The sequence below is a fragment of the Corynebacterium sp. KPL2850 genome (assembly GCF_040225855.1).
Taxonomy (GTDB): Bacteria; Actinomycetota; Actinomycetes; order Mycobacteriales; family Mycobacteriaceae; genus Corynebacterium.
Map to the genome: position 1 here is coordinate 13,899 of NZ_JBEHFV010000020.1, position 20,447 is coordinate 34,345.

The following is a 20,447-nucleotide window of genomic DNA, read 5'->3' on the forward strand; positions in this document are numbered from 1 at the left end:
TTTTACCCATCAGAATATCAGAGTTTCACCCATCAGTTTGAGCGCGTTCTACCCATCAGAATATCGGCGATCCATCCATCAGTTTGTGCGGATCTGGGCGGTTGAGCGCAGGAATCCCGCAAGAATGAGCTTGACGGCGCACAGCGCAAGAAACATTGCGCCAAAAATTAGACCGAATGGCGCCCACCACACCCCGGCGAGGCCCTCCCATAGGGCGCCCATCCAGGAAGGAGAATCGGGATGCAGCAGGTGGTTGAGCAGTATCACTACCGTTGCGCTCAAGGCAATGACTATGGCCGCAGCAGTAACAGTCAGGCAGAAGGCCTCGCCCACCTGCACCCGCGCCCACGCCGCCGGTGAGGCGCCGGCCAACCGCAGGCCGCGCACATCGCTGGCGATGCGCGAGCGCATAATGAGCGAGGTCAGCACCGCACCAACGATGCTCGGGGCAACGACTGGGCCGAGAAACGCCGCGAAGACTCGCCCCGATGACAAGGTATCGAGGCTTGACGTACCTTTGAGCATCATCACCCCAGAGCCCACTGCAACGATCAGGCCACCGAGCAATACCCACGGCACGATATGAGGCACTGAGAAGCGGCGGCGCACCCGCACATTGGCCCCGGCGATGCCGCACAGGCGCGTCCATTGGTCCAGGGCGGGCATAAGCCACGGCGTCATGAGTGCCACCAGGATGACCAGACCCATGGAAGCGGCGAGGCTATCGCCAGGATCTTCTATCTGCAGGCAGCCGTACACGGCACCGCCTACCAAACCTGCGGACACGAGGCAGCGCAGCACCACCCACACCGGGCGCGGTTCCACTCGCGGGCGAAAGACCCGACGCAGCGGTATGAGGGCACCGCAGACCGCCGATGCCACACACACGGACACGGCAATGCGGATGACCAACGGGGTGATGGCCAACTCCGGCATGGGAATCCCGTCGCTGCGAAAGGCCGCGGCCATAGGCTCGACAAACAGGCGCGCCGGGAAGGTCCCGATGAGCGCCGCGAGAGCGCTTACGGCACTGACCTGCCCCACGATGAAGCTATTGATCATCCACCCGGGCATGCCAATCATGCGCCACGAGCGGTAGACGGGTTCGCGTTCCTCAATAATCAACCGCATCTGCGACAGCGTAATCAAGACTACGGCGCAGACCGCCATGCCCAGCACGGTGCCCCCGAGTGGCCCCGTGGGATCATCGTCCGCGTCCGAGGTGGCCACCAACATCGATACCGCTAGCGCGCACGCGGCCGATGAGACCACCATGGTCAGCGCGACGGCGAGCCAGGATAGCCAATTGCTTTGTAAATCCTTAAGCCACACCAGCATGGTTGGCCTCCTGGAGCTCAATGATGCGGTCGGCAGCCTCCGCGGCAAGGTGCGAGTGGGTCACCATGACCACCGCGGCCCCGCCCCGTGCGGCGGTGCGGAGATGGGTAAGGACGAGCTGGGCGGTGGCATCGTCAAGCGCGCCCGTGGGCTCATCGGCAAAGATATACGGCGCACCGGCCAGCAAGGCGCGGGCGACGGCGACGCGCTGCTGCTGGCCGCCGGAAAGCTGTGCGGGCAGCCGGCGCTCCAGACCGTCAAGCCCCAAAGACGCAAAGGTCTTCCGCACCTCGTCGCGGGTGCAGCGCCGGCCAGAAAAGTGCGCGGTCAACGTGGCATTCTTGCGGGCGTTGAGCGATTCCAGCAGGTTATAGTCCTGGAATACAAAAGCACGCTCCGTGCGGCCCGGCGCGTTGACCGTGCCGGAGCTGGGCTTATCCAGCCCGGAAAGCAGGTTCAACAGCGTGGTCTTGCCGCTGCCGGATGGCCCCATAATCGCGACAAATTCCCCCGGCTCGATGTTTAAGTTCACCTCGGCAAGAGCTGGATGGGTGCCGTAGCGCTTGCTCAGATTCTGTGCTTTTAACATGCCTCCCATTCCACCGGCCGCATCCCGCACGCGCGATGGGGAAGGCTGCCCGAAAAATGGTGGGGCTAGCTCTACTGCCACCACCCCGGCGCGGCGGCTAGGCTGAACGGATATGCGAACTGTCAAGGCCAATGGGTGGAGCCTCGCCCTCGGAGTGCTCGCGCTTCCGGGACTGGTGGTGTCGGTGCTCATGCTGCCGTGGATTCCGCTAGTAGCCCGCGCCGCGGAGTTTATCGGCCGCTGTGGTGCGAGGTGGATGGGCGTTGATATTCCCGCGCGGCGGGCCAACCGTTGGTTTGATTGGCAGCAGTTTTATCACCTCATACTGCAGCTTCTTATTTGCGTGGCCTGCTTTACCAACTGGGTCTTTGTTGGTTTTGTCGCGGGCGTATTAGTTATCGCGCCGTTTATTCCACAGGCCGAGTTCAACGTCGGCGAGTGGACCACCGATAATCGCCCATTGATTTTTGTCGTGTGCTGGCTCGCAGCCGCAGTGCTCCTCGCTTTGCTGGTGGTGCTCAACCGCCTGCTGGTCAAGGCCTCTATTTCTTTAACCCGGCTCGCGCTGAGCCCCTCTGCCCAGGAATTGGCGGCCTCACGCGCCACGCTTATTGATGCCTTTTCGGGCGAGCGCCGCCGCATCGAGCGCGAGCTCCACGATGGTCCCCAGCAGTACCTGACCGCGCTCAAGCTCAACCTGGCTGCGGCCAAACTCCAGTCTCCGCCCGAGGCTCAGCAGGCGCTTGCCGATGCCGAACATAACGCCACCCATGCCCTATCCGCCCTGCGTGCTACCGTGCGCGGCATTGCACCACAGGTACTTTTCGATGACGGCCTCATCCCCGCCCTCGATGAACTCTTGGCCCACAGCGGGCTCGACGCGGAATTGCACGTTGAAGGCGCGGAACGCTCGATTGGGGAAACGACAGCACTACTGGCCTACCACGCGGTAGCAGAGGCGCTGACCAACGCATCCACCCACGGCGGGGCCACCGCCGCCAGCGTGTCCATCTCTTTTGGCGACAATCTCCGCCTCAGCGTCCGCGATAATGGCGTCGGCGCTGGGACCAGCGCCGACACGAACACCGGCACGAGCATCGGAACACACTCCGGAAAGAGCACCGGAGCAACCGCGGGCACAGGGCTGGCCGGGCTGCGCGAGCGGGCCGCGGCACTTGGCGGCACCGTCGACTTCTCCCCTGCCCGTACAAAGGGACAAGGAGCAACCTTCACCATGTCACTACCGCTAAAGGAGGCCCGATGAAACTCTTATTGGCAGAGGATTCTGCCCTCTTGCGCGCCGGGCTAGAACAGCTTTTGACGGCACTGGGCCATAGCGTGACCGCTGTCAACGATGCCGAGGAATTGCGCGCCTGCGCGGGCAGCGATGACTTCGATCTGATCATTAGCGATGTCCGCATGCCGCCTACCATGAGCGATGATGGCTTGCGTGCCGTGCACGATGTGCGTGCGGCGGACCCGTCGCAACCGGTGGTGGTGCTCAGCCAATACGTGGCGGCGAGCTACTTGGACCGGCTCTTAGAGCACGGCGGATTCGGCTACCTGCTCAAGGAGCGCGTATCCGATGTGGACGAATTCGTGCACACCCTTGAGGAAGTGGCGGGTGGTGGCACCGTCGTCGACCCAGAAGTGGTCACCGCCTTGCTATCCGCGCGGCGCACGGGGCTGAGCCAATTAACCGCCCGCGAACGCGAGGTTTTGGGGCTCATGGCACAAGGCTTGAGCAATCAAGAAATTGAAGACGCGCTGGTATTAACCGCAGGGGCGGTAAGCAAGCACGTGTCCAATGTTTTTCTAAAACTCGGGTTTCGTCCCGAAGACGCCAATCGCCGGGTCAAGGCCGTGCTGATGTGGCTGCGCCACACCGAACGCTAAAGGATGGGTGCTTACGCGCTCTTCGTGGAGTTGATGACCGCAGCGCGCCAGAGCGTGTACTCGTCCGGGAAATCCTCGCGGTAGTTTTTCACCGCACGGATGCCGTGCTCGACGGAAGCGATGACCTCATCGATGGTGTCCTCTTCGCCCTCTGCATCCACGAAGATAACTGGGCCGCTGATAGCGCGGATGGGATCTTGTAAAAAGGCGGAGTTTCCCGTGTCGGCGGCATTGCGCGCCAGGGAAGCAACCGGGTTGGGCTCGGCGCCTTCCTGCTTAGCTTCTGGGTTATACAGCGCGGCGTAGGTCGTCCCGTCATCTTGAAAGACGACGGAGACGCGCCCCTCGGTGGTGCCGCCCAAAAACTGGTTGGCGTGTTCTAATTCGAACTCGATTTTTCGGCGAGTGAGATCGGGGTTGACGAGGAAACCAACGGTCATGAGAGAAAGCTCCTTTAAAGCCGAGAGGGCATGAACGCGTTAAAGGTTACCGCCGACTCCCCCACCCTGCAGTGCGAGGAAGAAGAACTTTAGGTTAACTGTGGCTCTTCCACATCCAATTGCGTATCGGTACCGATACCCAGGTTCGACGGCGCAGCCCCCTCATGAATGAGCTGGGCGCCAAGTGCAGCAATCATCACGCCGTTATCGGTGCACAGGTTAAACCGCGGCACGCACAGCTCGACACCCGCGGCGTTGCAGCGCTCGGCGGCCAGCTCCCGCAGCCGGGAATTGGCCACGACGCCGCCACCGAGCAGGAGCACCTTCGCCCCGGTATCCTCGCAGGCGCGAATGGCCTTGGCGGTGAGCACATCGGCCACAGCTTCTTGGAACGAGGCGCATACATCCTCCACGGAGATGGTCTCGCCGGCCTTTTCGGCGCGCTCCACATAGCGTGCAACGGAGGTCTTGAGCCCCGAGAAAGAGAAATCATGCCGGTGCTCGCCGCGCAGGTCTTCGGCGCGCGACATGCCACGGGGGAAGTCGATGGTGGGTTTTCCGCGGGCAGCCAGCTTATCAATGACCGGCCCGCCCGGGTACCCCAGCCCTAGGAGGCGGGAGACTTTGTCGTAGGCCTCACCGGCGGCATCGTCAAGCGTGGAGCCCAACTCGCGCATGGGCTTTCCCACGGCCTCGACTTCGAGCAACTGCGTGTGCCCGCCGGAAACCAGCAGCGCGACCGAGTGCGGCAGGCTCTCGCCCTCAAGGTTGGCCACCGCCACATGGCCGCCGAGGTGGTTGACGCCATAAAAAGGCACGCCCCACGCTGCGGCATAAGCCTTGGCCGCGGAAGCGCCCACCAGCAGGGCGCCGGCCAGACCCGGGCCCACGGTGGCGGCAATGGCATCGGGCTTATCGATGCCCGCCTCCTCCAACGCCGCCCGCATCACCTGCGGCATGGCCTCCAGATGCGCGCGGGAGGCGATTTCGGGCACGACGCCGCCAAAGCGCGCGTGCTGCTGCATCGACGAAGCAACGGCATTGGCGATGATCTCCATGTGGCCGTCCTGGTCCAGCTCGACGATGCCCACCCCGGTCTCATCGCAGGAGGACTCGATGCCCATGACCTTCATTACTGCTCCTTTGCTTCGCGCTGGCTTGCTTGTGGCGACTGGCTGGGGCGCACCATGACGTGCGCATCCGCGCCAGAAGGCTGATAATAATTGCGGCGAATCCCCTCGATGCTAAAGCCATAGCGTCGGTATAGCTCGATGGCGGGATCGTTTCCCACGCGCACCTCTAAGAAGATGGGCGCGCTTTTTAAGTCCGCGATATAGCAAATATTGTCCATCATCATGCGCGCGATGCCGCGGCGCTGGGCCTTTGGATAGACGCCAATGGTGTGGATTTCAAACTCTGGGTCAGCGGCTGGGCCCATCATGCCGATGCCGGCATAGCCCAATAAGACCGGCTTCTCGCCATCCTCCGGAGCTGTGGGATCGAGGGCGCCTTCCACCCCGAGGTAAAAGTTGAAGGGCTGGGCCATTTCTTGCTTAAATACCGCTCCTGACCACGGAGTTTCACCGGGAAAAAGCACCTTTTCCAGCTCGGCGCAGCGCGGGGCATCGGCGGGGGTGAGCTCGCGCAGGTTCACAGGCGCACCTCTGGAATGGCCGCGGAAAGCTGCTGCTTTTTGGGCGGAACCGCATCGGGGCGGCGCAGGTACAGCGGTACGAATGGCTCCGGATCCGCGTCAAGCCGCGCGACGGCCACCAGGCCCGCTGCGGTGGGTGCGGCTTCGCTGCGTGGCAGCGCAGCAAGTTCCTCCGGCAACTGCTCAGCCAGCTTTTCCGGGATGACCACCCGCGCAACGTCTCGCACGTCAAGCTCCCCCGGCTTCGAAACGTCTGGGCCCGCAACGCGTTGTCCCGCGCGGTAAGTGGCCCAATAAATTTCCTTGCGGCGGGCATCGGTAGCAACCAGCGCCGCGTCCGCCGTGTCCCTTTCATCGGCTGCATCGGCCCCCGCTAGCGCGGCGTGCGCGATGGCATCGTGGGTGCAGACGCCGTGGAGGGGGATGGAGAGGGCATCGGCAAGCGCCTGCGCCGTAGCCATACCAACGCGCAAGCCGGTAAAGGGGCCAGGGCCCATGCCCGCAACGATGGCGTCGAGGGCGCCGAGCTCCACCCCGGCCTCACTCATCACCGCGAGGATGGTGGGCATGAGCCGTTCATTGTGCGCGCGCGTATCGGCCAGCACGCGCTGTGTTATCTGCCCAGACTCGGTGTCGACTACCCCGGTAACCAGGGCGGTCGTCGCCGTATCAATGGCCAGGACGCGCATTAGCCGACCAGCTTCCACACGCCGTCTTCACTCTGGAAGGCCAGCGGCTGGGAGCCCTGAACCAGTGGAACTCCGCCGTCGAGGCCGTGGCCCTGCTGCTCCATGGCCTTAACCTGGGTGTTGATCATCTCGCAGACCTCAACCTCGGAGGAATCCAATTCCTCTACATAGGGGTCAACGTTGTGGCCCAGCGCCATGACGTAGCTCTTGCCCTCAGGAACGACGCCGTCCTCAAAAGTGATGTCATCGGGGTTGGGGGCTGCTTCCTTAACTTTATCTTCCGCCATGCCTGGGCAGATGAAGCCGATGGCGCTGTAGTCGGCGCCGTAGACATCAGACGGGATGAGCGACATTACCTCAAGGTTCCGCGGGGCGTGCTGCAAGGTGTTGGTGAGGTTGCCCTCCAGGGAATCCTCATCACGCAGGGTAGCCCCGGCAACGAGCACCATCATCACAATGATAAATAGCGCGATAATGGTCGTGGTCAGGTTGCGTGCAAATTTAGTCATGGGGTGAGTAACGCTCCTCGGGTCAAGGGGGTCCTATATGTACATATGGTGAAGTGATTGTCAGTTCTATTTCCGAGGCTACTCGGCGGCCAACAAGCACTCACCCACTGGGTAGTGCCTGCCAGTGTAGGCGGCTTACCCAGTGGGTGAATAATTAGCGCGGGACATATGGGGCTAAAGCAATAACAATAGCAGCACCTGAGCGGCGATAATCTTGCCAATGATGGTGGTTGGATACACCGTTGCCCAGCCGCGCCCGGCAAGCTCCGTGCCGGTTTGGCCCCGGATATAGGCAAATACTGCTGGGTTCGTGGTCATGCCGGCCGCACAGCCCATAGCCTCGTCCCACTTTAAGCGCAGCACCAGCATGCCGATGACGCCGATGAGGATGGCCGATACCAAGGTAATGATAAAACCGACGCCGATGATGGTCAGCGAGGATGGATCCGTCAGGGCATCGCGGAACGATGCGCCTGCTGATGTCCCCACGCCCGCCAGGAAGAGCGTCAGCCCCAGGTTCGAAATGGTTTCCCTGGTATGGAAGGGCATCTGCCAATTAATGGGGCCGGTGCGGTTCAGGTAGCCGAGGATGAGGCCGACCACGACGGGACCGCCGCCAAATCCCAGCTGCAGGGTCGATCCGCCCGGCATGGGGATGGGAATAAGGCCCAACAGCATGCCCAAGGTCAAACCGATGGACATGGACAATAGATCAGCATTACCGAGCGCCGATTCAGAATCGCCCAAGTACTTGCGCACCTCGCGCACGTGGTGCGAGCTACACACCACGCGCACGCGGTCAGAGTAATTCAGCACCATATCTGGGTGCGGAACCGCATCGCTATCGCCCTTGCGCACGCGCGCGATAATAAAGCCATGCTCGAGCGCATCGATATCGCGGATGCGCTTGCCCGCGACCTTCGGGTTCGACACGGTCACGCGCTTATACTGCAAACCCGCCTCTGGGGTGAGCTCCACGGGGTATTCCTCACCGAGCACCTCGATGGCACCGGCGACGTCTTTTTCGGAGCCATTAATAAGGAATGCCTCGCCCTTGCGCAGGGGCATATCCGGCTGCGCAAGCCGGTGGTGTTCCATATCGGAAATCTCGCGGGTAGCCACCACGGTATGCCCGGTGACGCGGTACAGGTGCCCGGCCGTATCCGGGAAGTCTTTGGTCAGCCGCACGCCTTTGGCTACCAGCGGAGCGGGAATCATCCCCTCTTTCTTGGCATCTTCCTCGTGGTCCACCTTGAGGATTTTCGCGCCAATAGCGGCGACCAGGATCGCTCCGATAACCGCACCCGGGTAAGCCAGCGAATAGCCGACGACCGGGGTGGAATTGCCCAGCATATCCACCACTGCCGCCATACCTGGTGTGGACGACAGCGAACCGGCAAACATGCCGGCCGCCACATCGGTTTCGAGGCCGAAGACGCGGATGAGCCCGAAACCCACGCCGACCAACAGGACCAACATGCCGATCATAAAGACGGTCAGCGTCCAGCCACGGGTAGCAAATTCGCGGACGAACGACGGCCCGAAATTAAGACCGATGGCATAAACAAAAATGGCCAAGCCGAATTGATATACCAGCGGTGGAATTTGGATATCCGGATTGGCGGTAGAAAGCCCGAGCGCCACGAACATCGCGGCCGCGGCACCGAGAGAGATGCCAAAGAATTTGATTTTGCCAATGGCCAAACCAATGGCCATGATGGCAAAAAGGGCGAGCAATGGACTAGAGGCTAGGAGATCTAACACCCTTCAAGGATCCCGCACCTTAAATACCTAAAGCAACTTGACGCCCTAAGATATCCATCACTTATACCTTAAAATTAATGAGATCTACCTAATCATTGTGGCGCCATGACCAGCTAATACGGCGCACGTCCTCATCGGCGCCGGAAAACTCCGCCGGTTCGCGGTCGATGCTGATAAAGAGGTACCTATCTGCGATCTGCTCGATAAGGCCGCCGCCCCATTCGGCGACGACGACGGCATCGGCAAGCTCGGTGTCCAAGTCCAAGGCATCCAGCTCCCCCAGGGGATCGCCGGAATTGGCCCCGCCCTCATCCAAGAGGCGGTACGCGTCCACGTGCACCAGGTCCGGTCCCCCAACCCGGGAGCGGTGCACGCGGGCGATGACGAACGTGGGCGAGGTAATCCGGCCCTTGACTTGCATGCCCTGGGAAATTCCCTGGGTAAAGGTGGTTTTTCCCGCGCCCAATGGGCCATCCAGGATAACGACATCGCCAGCTTCTAGTGCGGCGCCCAGTTCCTTACCGCAGGCGTGGGTCTGCTCCACCGTTGCCAGATCGCGGGTTCCAGACTCAGGAAAATTACTGCGCATCGGCCTCTCCTATATATTCGCGTTCGGTGCGGCCGGTGGGTCGGCACACCACTTCATAGTTGATGGTGCCCACGGCATCGGCAAGCTCAGTGGCAGACATGCCACCCTGTCCAAAGATGGTGACCTCATCACCGGGGGCAATGCCGTGCAGGTTATCTCCTAGATCCACCACTATTTGGTCCATGCACACCCGGCCTACCTGGGGATAAAGTCGCCCGTCGATGCCCACCTGAAGGTAGCCCTGGGACGCGCGCGGCAGGCCATCAGCATAGCCACAATCCACAGTGGCCAGGAACCCTGGCTTATCCGCGCTCCAGGTACGCCCGTAACTGGTGGCCTCATTCTTTTCGATCGGCTTGACCCCGAAGACATTCCCAGACCAGGTCATTGCCGGGCGCAGGCCATGCTCTCTCCCTGCGATGGGCTCGAGCCCGTAGCAGGCGATACCCACCCGCACCTGCTCAAAGTGCGCCGATGGGCGCGAGAGCGTGGCCGGCGAATTGGCCAAATGATTAACCGGGCACTCCAGCCCAGCAGCGCGTGCCGCATCCAGGGCGCGCCGAAACTCTTCTTCCTGGGCGTCATTATGCGCATTATCCGGATCGTCCGCGCAGGCAAAGTGGGACATGAGGCCCAGCACGGTGATATGCGGGGCTTCCCGCAGCAGCGCGAAAACCTCATCCCAGTCCGCCTTATCCACCCCGGAGCGGTGCATTCCGGTTTCGACCTTGATATAGACCTCGGCGGGAATCTCTGCCTCTACTAGCTTCTGCGCCTGTGCCGGGGAATTGACCGCAATCTGGATGCCACAGGCCAGGGCCTCTTCTAGCACCTGATCCGTCTGCCAGATCCATGCCGCGATGGGCGAATCCACCCCCATGCGCCGCAGCTGCACTGCTTCTGTCAGCGTGGCGACGCCAATGGAATCCGCCCCCGCCTCCAGCATCACGGGCACGACTCTTTCTACGCCGTGCCCGTAAGCATCCGCCTTCACCACGCACATCAGCTTGACGTCTGGGCCGATCTTCTCCTTCATCAGCCGCACGTTATGCGCGATGGCAGCAAGGTCAATTGTGGTTTTCAGCATGCCACTATTGTGCCACTTTCCACCCGCGCGCTGAATTTACTGCAGATATGCACAAGACCCCTCTCCCACCTGTGCAAAAAGGACGAGAAAGGGGTCAGAACCGCCGGAAGATTATTCCACGGTCACGGACTTGGCCAGGTTGCGCGGCTGGTCAACGTCATAGCCCTTGGACTTTGCCACGTGCGCGGCAAAGATCTGCAGGGGCACCGTCGCAAGCAGCGGCTGCATCAACGTCGGCGCCTTTGGCACGCGGATGACGTGGTTAGCGTAATCCTCTACCGCGGTATCGCCTTCTTCTGCGATCACGATGGTAATGGCACCGCGGGCGCGGATTTCCTGGATATTGGATACCACCTTGGAGTGCAGCGAATCGCGCCCGCGCGGGGATGGCACGATGACAAAGACCGGCTGGCCCTCCTCGATCAGCGCGATCGGGCCGTGCTTGAGCTCGCCTGCGGCAAAGCCTTCTGCGTGCAGGTAGGCGATCTCCTTGAGCTTCAGCGCGCCTTCAAGGGCAACCGGGAAGCCCACGTGGCGGCCCAGGAAGAGCACGGATTCCGCATCCTTCATGGAGTTAGCCAGGCCAGCTACCTGCTGTTCTTCATCGATGACGCTTTGTACCTTTTCCGGCATATTGCGAAGCTCAGCAAGTACTCCCTGAATTTCATCGGAGAACATATTGCCGCGCAGCTGTGCCAAGTACAGGCCCAGCAAGTAGGTCGCGGTAATCTGCGCCAAGAAAGCCTTGGTGGAGGCCACAGCGATTTCGGGACCAGCGTGGGTGTACAGCGCCGCATCGGATTCGCGCGGAATGGACGATCCCTGCGTATTGCAGATAGCGATGACCTTCGCACCCTGCTGGCGTGCGTGACGCACGGCCATCAAGGTGTCCATGGTCTCGCCGGACTGGGACAATGCCACGACCAAGGTCTTCTCATTGACGATCGGATCGCGGTAGCGGAACTCGTGGGCGAGCTCAACCTCGGTGGGGATGCGGCACCAGTGCTCGATGGCGTACCGCGCCACATGGCCGGCATAGGCCGCCGTGCCGCAGGCGATCACGATGATCTTATCGATGGACTTCAAGACCGACTCATCGATGCGCAAGTCATCTAGGGTCAGCTGGCCCTGCTCATCAAAGCGGCCGAGCAAGGTATCGCGCACGGCGGCAGGCTGGTCATGGATTTCCTTTTCCATGAAGGAATCAAAGCCACCCTTTTCAGCGGCGGCCGCATCCCACTTGATCTCAAAGGCCTTGCCTTCAGTGGGGTTGCCGTCGTAGTCAGTAATGACGACATCGTCAGCAGTGATGGTGACTACCTGGTCATTGTCCATTTCCACTGCGGACTTGGTGTAATCAATAAAGCCCGATACGTCAGAGCCCAAGAAGTTCTCGCCCTCGCCCAAACCAATGACTAGGGGCGAATCGCGGCGGGCGGCAACGATGCGATCCGGCTGGTCGGCGTGAATGGCCAACAGGGTAAACGCGCCGTCGAGGCGCTTAGCAGTCAACTGCATCGCCTTGGTGAGGTCACCTGCGGCGTCGTTGTGGAAAACATCGCCAAGCAACGCAGCGGCAACTTCAGTATCGGTTTCAGAAACGAAGTTGTAGCCCTTGTTCAAGAGCTCGGTCCGCAGCTCCGCGAAGTTTTCGATGATGCCGTTGTGCACCACGGCCAGCTTGCCGCCGTCAACGACGTGCGGGTGCGCATTGAGATCGGTCGGACCACCGTGCGTGGCCCACCGGGTGTGCCCGATTCCCAAAACGGAATCCTGCAGCGGACGCGCTGCAATCTCATCATCCAAGGCAGCAACCTTGCCCGCCTTCTTCCGCCAGCTAATCTCCCCATCGGCGTACATCGCCACACCAGCGGAGTCATAGCCGCGGTATTCCAGTCTGTGCAGACCTTCCACGACTACATCCAGAGCGAAGTATTCGCGGTCACCGCTAGCGTGACCAACATATCCAACAATTCCACACATAAAAAGGAATCCTACCTCATTGGTCAACACGAACCGGGGGTTGGACTAGGGCCTGTTATTTATGGCCGCACACTTATTCGGGCCTTTTATAGTTACTGGAAACTGGCCTGCCCACCGCTAGTTTTCGCACCCTCGGTGAGCAGCCCTCCCGCCCTGCGGCTGACTGGGGCGCGGAAGAAGACGGGGGCATCGGCAAGCAGCCGCGCCCCTTCCCCACCGGGCTGCTAGCGCGTGGCGCGCTCCAGCATCTCAAGGACGTGGTGGTAATCCTCGCCGGTGGCGCGGGTCATGCCCAGCTCACACGTGCGGTTGGTAGAGGCGTGATACTGCGCGCCCAGCTCCGTGACCTGGGCGGCCTCGGCGCGGGTGGCGGACTCCGTGAGCTCTGGGTGGAGCATGCCGCGGTCGCCGGCATAACCGCAGCAATTCCAGGCGGTGGGGATGTGTACCTCCGTGGCTGCAGCCCGGGCGACCTTTTCTACATCTCCCATCATGCCAAGCTGGAACGCCGAACAGGTCGGGTGAATCGTCATGGAATCGACCGGCTGGGTGGTCTCGAGGCGCGGCAGCAGCGTATCGGCGGTGAAGCTCAGCGCATCGATGACGGTGATGCCGATGGATTCCAGCATCTCCTGAAAACCCGCGGTACAGCTGGACGCGTCCACGATCACGGGCAGGCAGGCGTTATCCGTGGCCTCCATGACGGTCTCGCGCACGCGCTGCTCCATGATGTCGTGACCCTTGCGCATGCCCTTTGAGGACCATGGCGTTCCGCAGCAGAGCTTTTCTATGCCCTTAGGCACCTCCAGCGCGATCCCCGCCCGCTCCAAGACGGTAATGAAGGCTTCCGTTGCGCCCATGCCCTCGCCTTGCGGGGCGAACATAGAGTTTACGCAGGCTGGAAGGTAGATTCCCGAGGTTTCAGCGTAGCGATCACCCACGCGCCCGGCCAGGCGCTCGCGGGACTTGCCGCCCTTGCCGAGCTCCGGCTGGTATCCCGGCACGGTATCGGGGCCGATGAGCGAGCGGGCCACGTCGGTAACCTTCGTCACCAGCTGAGCCGGCAGCATGTGCGCACCGGTCAGCGCCGTTGCGGCACCGCGGCTGGTTACCTGCCAATTCTTGGCGGCAGCGGACCAGACCTTTTCTTCTGTGGCCCCGGCATTCTCGTGGCGCAGCTTCTTGATGAATTTGCCGGTATCGATGCCCACCGGGCAGGCGGTTAAGCACATGGAATCCACGGCGCACGTATCGATGCCCATGTACTCATAAGCCTCATCGAGTTCTGCAACCAAGTGCGTATCGCCATTTTCCTGCGCCCGCTGGCGGGCACGGCGCACCACGATGCGCTGGCGTGGGGTCAAGGTGAGGTCCCTCGACGGGCAGACCGGCTCGCAATAGCCGCACTCAACGCACGGGTCGATTTCTTCTTCCACCGTGGGGTTGAGCTTGATATTTGTAATGTGTGCATCGGGGTCATCGTCCAAGATGACACCTGGGTTCATCGTGCCGGCGGGATCGCAGGCGCGCTTGAGCAGCTGCATGACCTCGTAGAGCTCATCGCCGTACTGGCGGCGCACATACGGGGCCATGGCGCGGCCGGTGCCGTGCTCGGCCTTGAGGTTTCCCTCTGCCGAAAGCACCAAGTCCACCATTTCCTCATTGAAGTTGTTATAGCGGCCAATGGCGCTATCGCCCTCGAAGCGGTCCGTTAGAAGGAAGTGGGTATTGCCGTCTTTCGCGTGGCCGAAAATGACCGCATCATCGTAGGAATAGCGGGTAAAAAGCTCCTGCAAGGAGGAACAAGTATCGGCCAAATCCCCCACCGGCACCACAACGTCTTCCAAGAGCGCCGTGGTTCCTGAGGGCCTCGCTTCTGCCACTTGGGCATACAGGCCCTTGCGGAAGTTCCACGCGGCGGTGCGGGTGGGAATATCGGCAGAAAACTCCGCCGGCGATTGCAGGTCCAATTCCCGCAAAAGGGACGAGCCCTTGTTCTCTTTTTCCCGCAGCTCTTCCTTGTCATCGGATTGGTACTCGATGAGCAACGCGGCCTGTGAATCCACATCGAAACCGGTAATGGCCTGCGGGACCTTATCAAAGCCTTGGCCCACGCGAATGGAGGCAGAATCCATCAGCTCCAGGGTGGCGGCACCGGTCTCCACCAGGGAAGGCAATGCCTTCGTAGCGGCGGAGAGATTATTAAAGACCGCCACGGTAGTCGTCGTGAGGGAAGAGATGTGCACGGTGCGAAAGACCGCTTCCGCGATAAACGCGAGTGTGCCTTCGGAGCCCACCAACAGGTGCTCAAAAAGCTTGACGGGGCTATCAAAATCCAGGAAGGAATTAAGCCCGTAGCCCATCGTATTTTTTAGCTGGAAGTGGCGGCGGATGATATCTACTGATTCCTGGTTATCGCGCACGCGGCGCTGCAGGCGGATGAGCGTATCCACCAGCTCGGGTTCTTGCGCTTGGAATTGCTGGTCCGCATCCGCGTCCGCAGTATTGATCACCGTGCCAGAAGGCAAGACAAAGGTCAGCGATTCCAAGGTGTTGTAGGTATTAAACTCGGTGCCGCAGGCCATGCCGGAGGAATTATTCGCCACCACGCCGCCGATGGTGCAGGCCGCCTCGCTGGCCGGGTCCGGGCCAAGCTTGCGGTTGCGCAGCCCTAAACGCGCATTGACCTGGCGCACGGTTGCCCCTGGCTGCACGCGCACCCGCTTGCCGTCATCGAGGACGTCTATGCCCCGGAAATGCTTGCGCACATCCACCAGATACCCCTCGCCGGAGGCCTGGCCGGCCAAGGAGGTGCCGCCCGAGCGCAAGGTCACCGGAATGCCGTGCTGCCGCCCCGCCTTGAAAATAGCGGCCACGTGTTCTGCCGAGCGCGCTTCAATAACGGCCTTCGGGGTGTAGAGGTAGTGCGAGGCATCGGAGGCATAGGCCACCCTGTCGATGATGCCGGTCTTTACTTCCGGACCATCCTGCGGAAATAATTGGTCGATCTTAAGGGTGCCGGTAGTCATTTGCGGCGACCTGCCTTCCCAGAGAAGCATAGAAAATGTTACCTAGTGCACATTTTCGCCTGCTTTCTCGCCGGCGCGCAAGTAAGGCAACCCATAGAAATTCGGCGCCGCGCACCCCTTTTGGCCTCCGCGAATCCCCCGCATGTGCCACTCGCCACCCCTTGCCACCAGCACGGGGTGATCTTCATCTATCCTAGAATGCGTGTCTGCGAATTTGAATAAACACCTAGGAACGTTATCTAAGCGTGGCCGCAACCGCGTGCTGGTTGGCGACCTTGATTATGCAGGTATTACCGGCAAGGTTTATACCCCTGCGGAGGGCCAAGGCCTGCCCGCCGTCGCCTTTGGCCACGATTGGATGCACAGCATCAAGGATTACCACGCCACGCTGCGCCACCTCGCCAGCTGGGGCATCGTCGTGGTTGCCCCCAATTCTGAAACCGGCTTTTTCCCGGACCACCGCAACCTGTCCGCAGACATGGAATCTGCGTTGCAGATCGCCGCTGGGGTGAGGCTGGGGACCGGCAATATCACAGTATCGCCGGGCAAACTCGGCATGATCGGTCACGGCATGGGTGGCGGCACCGCGGTTTTGGGCGCGGTTGATAACCCCAAGGTGAAGGCCGTTGCCGCGATTTATCCCGCCGTGACCGCCCCATCCGCCGTCGAGGCCGCCCGCAGCCTCGATACGCCAGGCTTGGTCATTGGCTCTGGTCGCGATGACATTTTCAATGCCGGAAACCCCGCCAAGCTGGCCTATAACTGGCGCGGCCAGGTGGCGTTCCGGGCCATCGACAAGGGCACTCAGGCTGGCTTTAGCGAAGATCGCTTCCGCAAATTGGCCATCGGTTCCGGTGCCTTCCAATCTGGCCCCACCGAAATCGCCCGCGGCCTCGTCACCGGTTTCTTGCTCTCCACCCTTGCCGGCGAGTCCGCCTACGATGGCTTTGCGGATCCTGAGGCGAGCGCGAAGAAGGTAGAAAGCTTTACTGGCGACGAACTAGCCGAGCGCGCCGGCGTTGCCCGCGATGACTAAAAGCTAACTCGCTGAATTAGACCTATCCACGTCGCAGCACAGATTTCACCTGCCCCGATGCGTTATTGACACGCGTTGGGGCAGCACCATTTTGGCCGCTTCTGCCACCGCGGCGCCACGTTCCAGCAGCTGCTTGCCGATGCCCCACCGCATCACCTTCCTTTCCCCCATGCTGCTCATTTTTGGCCTGCTGCACGGCCTTGGCCGTGGACTTTTCTAGCTCGTCTTGGGCCTTAGCCAGGCTTTTTTCAAATTCCAACATGCGTCGCGCGGTGCGCTCACGAAACCCTTGCGCGAATTCTGCGAAATCGTTATTCATTACCACTGCCCTGCCTTTCGTGCAGTCACGGATGGTTCATCTGAGTCTGGCGCTGGCGCAGGCTGGGTATCAGCCTCGGGAGCAGGTGCCGGCGCCGGGGCTGGGGCCGGTGGCTGTTCAGGTGCCGGTGCCGGCGCTGGTGCTGGTGCGGACTCAGGTTGAGGCTGCGGCTCTGGCGCAGGTGCTCCAGCTCCAGCGGCTTCTGCTGACTGCAGGTGCTGCACCTTTTCTGGAGGCGGGGCAGGCTCTTCCACCTGGGAAAGCTCCGGAGGTGGCTCAATCGTTCCGTCTTCCGGGCACGGTTCAGGCTCGGGTTCGGGTTGAGGCTCAGGTTCTGGGCACGGTTCGGGTTCCGGTGCTGGTTCCGGTTCAGGGCAAGGTTCCGGCTCGGGTTCTGGCTCAGGCGCAGGCTCGGGCGCAGGTTCCGGACAATCGGCATCCGCGATGTTTTCCAGGCACTCCGCAGCGCCCTCAATGATGAGGCCTACACCCACCAACGCAATTCCTGCGCCGACGATTCCCAAGCTGCCGCTGCAGGAGGACTCGATGTCACAAGCCGCATCTTCTTCTACGCCAGCCGGTGTTGTTGGTTCCTCCTCGCACTCAGAATCCTCCGGCACAGGCTCAGGGACTGGGTCGGGCTCCGGCTGAGGTGCGGGTTGTTCCTGTTGTTCCGGTGGGCAATCTTGTGGTTTCGGTTCTGGTTCGGGTTCCGGATCTGGGTCCGCATGCGCCGGCGTGGTCGTGGATTCGGTCGGTCGAGGATTATTGTTCACCGAACCGCGGCACTGCTGGCACTGGCACCCGGAAGGATGCTGCTCAGGTGTGGGGTCAGGTGCTGGCTGTGGGGCCGATGCCGGCTTTGGATCTAGTTGTGGTGCCGGTTTCGGATCTGGCTTTGGCTCTGGGGTTGGTTCCGGCATCGGCTCCGGCTGGGGCGGGCACTCAGCGGTGGATGCGGGCTGCGTCGGTTGCGCTGGCTGTGGCGGGTTGGAGGCGGTGTCGCCCCCACCATCGGGCATCGGACGAGTAGGAGCTGGCGTGTCTGGGCACTTTTCCACCGGTGGTGGGCAGGAATCTTCCTCGGCTTCTGCCGGCTCGGGGCATTCCTCAGGTAGAGGGCGCTCGCAGACGCATTCGCAGCGGGACTCAAACTCGTCGTAACAGGATTCAATGGCATCATCGCGATCCCGGCACGTGCTGGCGATTGAATCATTGGTGTCATCGATGATTTTCGCACCAATGGTGGAAACGATGGGAATAATGAACTTGGCCAGCGGATGCCTAGTTGCCACCATGGACAAGATATTAAGCAGCGGGATGACCGCAGAAATCAGCTCTGTCAGTGCGGTATCGGAGGTATCGACGACATCGGAAATAGCGCTCGAGCATTGCTTGGCGGAGTCAGTAAGCTGCTTGCCTTCATCGCGGTGGATATCAAAATCCTTTTGAATGCCGGTCAGGTGCTCGCGCAAGGTGCCATGGGCAACATCGGAATCATCCGTGCGCAGGAAATCCGCAAGGCCTTTCCCGCCGCCGTGCGGCAGATTTCCTCCCACCGCGGAGATGGTATGGCGCAGTATGTTTTGCGGGGCGATTCCATCTACCGCGCTGATGAGCTCACCCAGAAGCCCCAATGGCATGCTGGGACCAGAGTAATGTCCCAGGCAGGCCAATTGGAACTGCGAAATGGCGGCGGAATAATCCCCTAAAAGCGATTTAGTCAGCGTACTCACTAGTCCACGGCCTTTCCGCTCTCTCCTGCAAAGGAGCGGCTAAAGCCGACATCATACGTGGCGAATGCGCGCATCTGGTCGTGCGCTGCCTGACCTGTGGCAGAGATATTGTCTAAGCGCCACGTTCCATTGTCATGAATGCGCGCGAGGATGCTGCGGATGCGTTCCCCGTGCCCGGAGAAATTTCGCCCAGCCGCCGCAATAGGAAAGTCTGGAACGTCGGCGCGGTGAGCTTGGCGCTGTTCATCATTGGCGCTTATAGCTTGTTGTAGTGCTGTCATCGCCTCTGCAGGGCGAAGGAAAACCTCAGACATCGGTATAAATCCCCAAATCCATATGCGGTAAGTGTGCTCACCTTCATTGGACTGGGGTTTATACCAAATGGTTCCCCAATACTTCTTATTTTCTTAACTGCCTACACCGAGGCGACGACGGCAGAAAGCCTACCTGCCACCTTGCGGGCGTGCTCCTCTTCGGCTGCTTCCACCATGACGCGGAACAGTTCTTCGGTGCCGGAGGGGCGCAGCAGCACGCGGCCGGTCTCCCCGAGCTCCTCTTCTGCCTCCACAATGGCCTGCTTAACCTCGGCAGAATCCATGATCGCGGCCTTATTGGATACCGGAACGTTGATGAGCACCTGCGGCAATACGGTCATGACGGAGGCCAGTTCCTTCAAGCTCTTTCCAGACTTGGCCATGCGCGCCATGATGGAAAGGCCGGTGAGGGTGCCATCGCCGGTAGTGGAGTCATCGGGAAGCACGACGTGCCCAGACTGCTCGCCGCCCAGGGAGAAATCGCCGCGGTGGAGCTCTTCAAGCACATAGCGATCGCCCACTGCCGCGTGGCGGACCTCAATGCCTTGCTTTTCCATGGCGAGGGTCAGGCCGAGGTTGGACATAACCGTGGCGACGAGCGTATTAAAGCGCAGGTCATTGTCTTCCTTCATCCCTACCGCGAGCAACGCCATGATCTGATCGCCATCGACCACGTTGCCTTCGGCATCGACGGCGAGGCAGCGGTCCGCATCGCCATCGTGGGCAAGGCCCAAATCGGCACCGTGCTCGAGCACCGCTGCCTGGGCTTTTTCAATATGGGTAGAACCACAGTTCTCGTTGATATTAAAGGCATTGGGCCGGTGGTAAATCGGGATAACCTCAGCGCCTGCTGCTTCATAGGCGCTGGGAGCGACTTTCGACGCCGCGCCGTTGGCCGTATCCACAACCACCTTGATGCCGCTTAAGTCAGTGGATACAACATCCTTGAGGTGCTCTAAATAGCGCTCGCGCCCATCAGGGGCCTCCGAGATAATGCGACCCAACTTGGTGCCCGTTGGGCCTTCCTCAACGAGGTTATCCATCGCAGCCTGAATCTCATCTTCCACGCTATCCGGCAATTTCTTACCGCCAGCGGAGAAAAATTTAATGCCATTATCTGGCATCGGGTTGTGGGAGGCAGAGATCATCACGCCGAGATCCGCACCATAATCATCCGTCAAAAAGGCGATGGCTGGGGTAGGAAGCACCCCCACGCGCACAACGTCCACGCCGCGGGACGCCAAGCCTGCGGCGATAGCGGCATCGAGCATTTCACCCGATACGCGGGGATCACGGCCGATGATTGCCAAGGGGCGGCGCTCATAAGATTCGCGCTGCGCAGTAAAGACCTCTGCAGCCGCTTGTCCCAGCGTCAAGGCCAAAATGGGAGTCAGCTTTTTATTCGCGAGGCCGCGAACTCCATCGGTTCCAAATAGTCGAGTCATGCAGTCAATTATGCCTTGTAGGACCCATCG

General features: G+C 60.9%; 19 protein-coding genes. 3 read left to right on the forward strand and 16 right to left on the reverse strand.

Annotated features, from left to right (window positions below; genetic code table 11):
* Nucleotides 1–78 precede the first annotated feature (78 nt).
* Complete coding sequence (locus ABRP93_RS07790) at nucleotides 79–1,338, reverse strand: FtsX-like permease family protein (protein ID WP_349887545.1); 1,260 nt, start codon at nucleotides 1,336–1,338, stop codon at nucleotides 79–81.
* Complete coding sequence (locus ABRP93_RS07795; RefSeq protein ID WP_349887546.1) at nucleotides 1,322–1,927, reverse strand: ABC transporter ATP-binding protein; 606 nt, start codon at nucleotides 1,925–1,927, stop codon at nucleotides 1,322–1,324. The genes ABRP93_RS07790 and ABRP93_RS07795 overlap by 17 nt, the downstream gene beginning before the upstream one ends.
* Before the next feature lie 112 nt (nucleotides 1,928–2,039).
* On the opposite strand from ABRP93_RS07795, the gene ABRP93_RS07800 reads away from it, so the two are divergent.
* Both ABRP93_RS07800 and ABRP93_RS07805 read left to right on the forward strand, forming a co-directional pair.
* Nucleotides 2,040–3,191, forward strand: coding sequence for a sensor histidine kinase (locus ABRP93_RS07800; RefSeq protein ID WP_349887547.1), 1,152 nt, complete (start codon nucleotides 2,040–2,042; stop codon nucleotides 3,189–3,191).
* A complete protein-coding gene (locus ABRP93_RS07805; RefSeq protein ID WP_284852068.1) occupies nucleotides 3,188–3,823 on the forward strand; it encodes a response regulator in 636 nt (211 codons plus the stop codon). Before ABRP93_RS07800 ends, ABRP93_RS07805 begins: the two co-directional genes overlap by 4 nt.
* 11 nt (nucleotides 3,824–3,834) lie before the next feature.
* Here the strand turns inward: ABRP93_RS07805 and ABRP93_RS07810 are convergent, their stop codons facing one another.
* The 10 genes from ABRP93_RS07810 to ABRP93_RS07855 form a co-directional block, all read right to left on the reverse strand.
* Nucleotides 3,835–4,263 (reverse strand): hypothetical protein, encoded by a 429-nt coding sequence (locus ABRP93_RS07810; RefSeq protein ID WP_349887548.1) that lies wholly within the window; start codon nucleotides 4,261–4,263, stop codon nucleotides 3,835–3,837.
* Between the two features lie 89 nt (nucleotides 4,264–4,352).
* A complete protein-coding gene (tsaD, locus tag ABRP93_RS07815) occupies nucleotides 4,353–5,396 on the reverse strand; it encodes a tRNA (adenosine(37)-N6)-threonylcarbamoyltransferase complex transferase subunit TsaD (protein ID WP_349887550.1) in 1,044 nt (347 codons plus the stop codon).
* Nucleotides 5,396–5,917, reverse strand: coding sequence for a GNAT family N-acetyltransferase (locus ABRP93_RS07820; protein ID WP_349887551.1), 522 nt, complete (start codon nucleotides 5,915–5,917; stop codon nucleotides 5,396–5,398). The genes tsaD and ABRP93_RS07820 overlap by 1 nt, the downstream gene beginning before the upstream one ends.
* Entirely contained in the window at nucleotides 5,914–6,606 is a 693-nt protein-coding gene (gene tsaB / locus ABRP93_RS07825) for a tRNA (adenosine(37)-N6)-threonylcarbamoyltransferase complex dimerization subunit type 1 TsaB (protein ID WP_349887552.1), read from the reverse strand. The genes ABRP93_RS07820 and tsaB overlap by 4 nt, the downstream gene beginning before the upstream one ends.
* A complete protein-coding gene (locus ABRP93_RS07830; RefSeq protein ID WP_023025258.1) occupies nucleotides 6,606–7,115 on the reverse strand; it encodes a hypothetical protein in 510 nt (169 codons plus the stop codon). Before ABRP93_RS07830 ends, tsaB begins: the two co-directional genes overlap by 1 nt.
* 174 nt (nucleotides 7,116–7,289) lie before the next feature.
* Nucleotides 7,290–8,879 (reverse strand): aspartate:alanine exchanger family transporter, encoded by a 1,590-nt coding sequence (locus ABRP93_RS07835; protein WP_349887553.1) that lies wholly within the window; start codon nucleotides 8,877–8,879, stop codon nucleotides 7,290–7,292.
* A gap of 88 nt (nucleotides 8,880–8,967) precedes the next feature.
* Nucleotides 8,968–9,468 carry a tRNA (adenosine(37)-N6)-threonylcarbamoyltransferase complex ATPase subunit type 1 TsaE gene (gene tsaE / locus ABRP93_RS07840; RefSeq protein WP_349887554.1) on the reverse strand — a complete coding sequence of 167 codons (501 nt, stop codon included), beginning with the start codon at nucleotides 9,466–9,468 and terminating at the stop codon, nucleotides 8,968–8,970.
* Nucleotides 9,458–10,555 (reverse strand): alanine racemase, encoded by a 1,098-nt coding sequence (gene alr, locus ABRP93_RS07845; RefSeq protein WP_349887555.1) that lies wholly within the window; start codon nucleotides 10,553–10,555, stop codon nucleotides 9,458–9,460. The genes tsaE and alr overlap by 11 nt, the downstream gene beginning before the upstream one ends.
* A gap of 111 nt (nucleotides 10,556–10,666) precedes the next feature.
* Nucleotides 10,667–12,538, reverse strand: a complete 1,872-nt coding sequence (gene glmS, locus ABRP93_RS07850; protein WP_349887556.1) for a glutamine--fructose-6-phosphate transaminase (isomerizing) — start codon at nucleotides 12,536–12,538, stop codon at nucleotides 10,667–10,669.
* 224 nt (nucleotides 12,539–12,762) lie between these two features.
* Nucleotides 12,763–15,567: an FAD-binding and (Fe-S)-binding domain-containing protein gene (locus tag ABRP93_RS07855; protein WP_349887557.1), complete on the reverse strand. Its 2,805-nt coding sequence runs from the start codon at nucleotides 15,565–15,567 to the stop codon at nucleotides 12,763–12,765.
* 202 nt (nucleotides 15,568–15,769) lie between these two features.
* Here ABRP93_RS07855 and ABRP93_RS07860 point away from each other — a divergent pair, with 202 nt between their 5' ends.
* Nucleotides 15,770–16,603: a dienelactone hydrolase family protein gene (locus ABRP93_RS07860; protein ID WP_349887558.1), complete on the forward strand. Its 834-nt coding sequence runs from the start codon at nucleotides 15,770–15,772 to the stop codon at nucleotides 16,601–16,603.
* A gap of 22 nt (nucleotides 16,604–16,625) precedes the next feature.
* On the opposite strand, the gene ABRP93_RS07865 is transcribed toward ABRP93_RS07860, so the two are convergent.
* The 4 genes from ABRP93_RS07865 to glmM form a co-directional block, all read right to left on the reverse strand.
* Entirely contained in the window at nucleotides 16,626–16,922 is a 297-nt protein-coding gene (locus ABRP93_RS07865) for a hypothetical protein (protein ID WP_023025251.1), read from the reverse strand.
* Nucleotides 16,922–18,658, reverse strand: coding sequence for a hypothetical protein (locus ABRP93_RS07870; RefSeq protein ID WP_349887559.1), 1,737 nt, complete (start codon nucleotides 18,656–18,658; stop codon nucleotides 16,922–16,924). The genes ABRP93_RS07865 and ABRP93_RS07870 overlap by 1 nt, the downstream gene beginning before the upstream one ends.
* The gene (locus ABRP93_RS07875) at nucleotides 18,658–18,972 is read right to left on the reverse strand and encodes a hypothetical protein (RefSeq protein WP_023025249.1); all 315 of its coding nucleotides are present in this window, start codon (nucleotides 18,970–18,972) and stop codon (nucleotides 18,658–18,660) included. Before ABRP93_RS07875 ends, ABRP93_RS07870 begins: the two co-directional genes overlap by 1 nt.
* A gap of 101 nt (nucleotides 18,973–19,073) precedes the next feature.
* A complete protein-coding gene (glmM, locus tag ABRP93_RS07880; protein ID WP_349852264.1) occupies nucleotides 19,074–20,417 on the reverse strand; it encodes a phosphoglucosamine mutase in 1,344 nt (447 codons plus the stop codon).
* Nucleotides 20,418–20,447 lie beyond the last annotated feature (30 nt).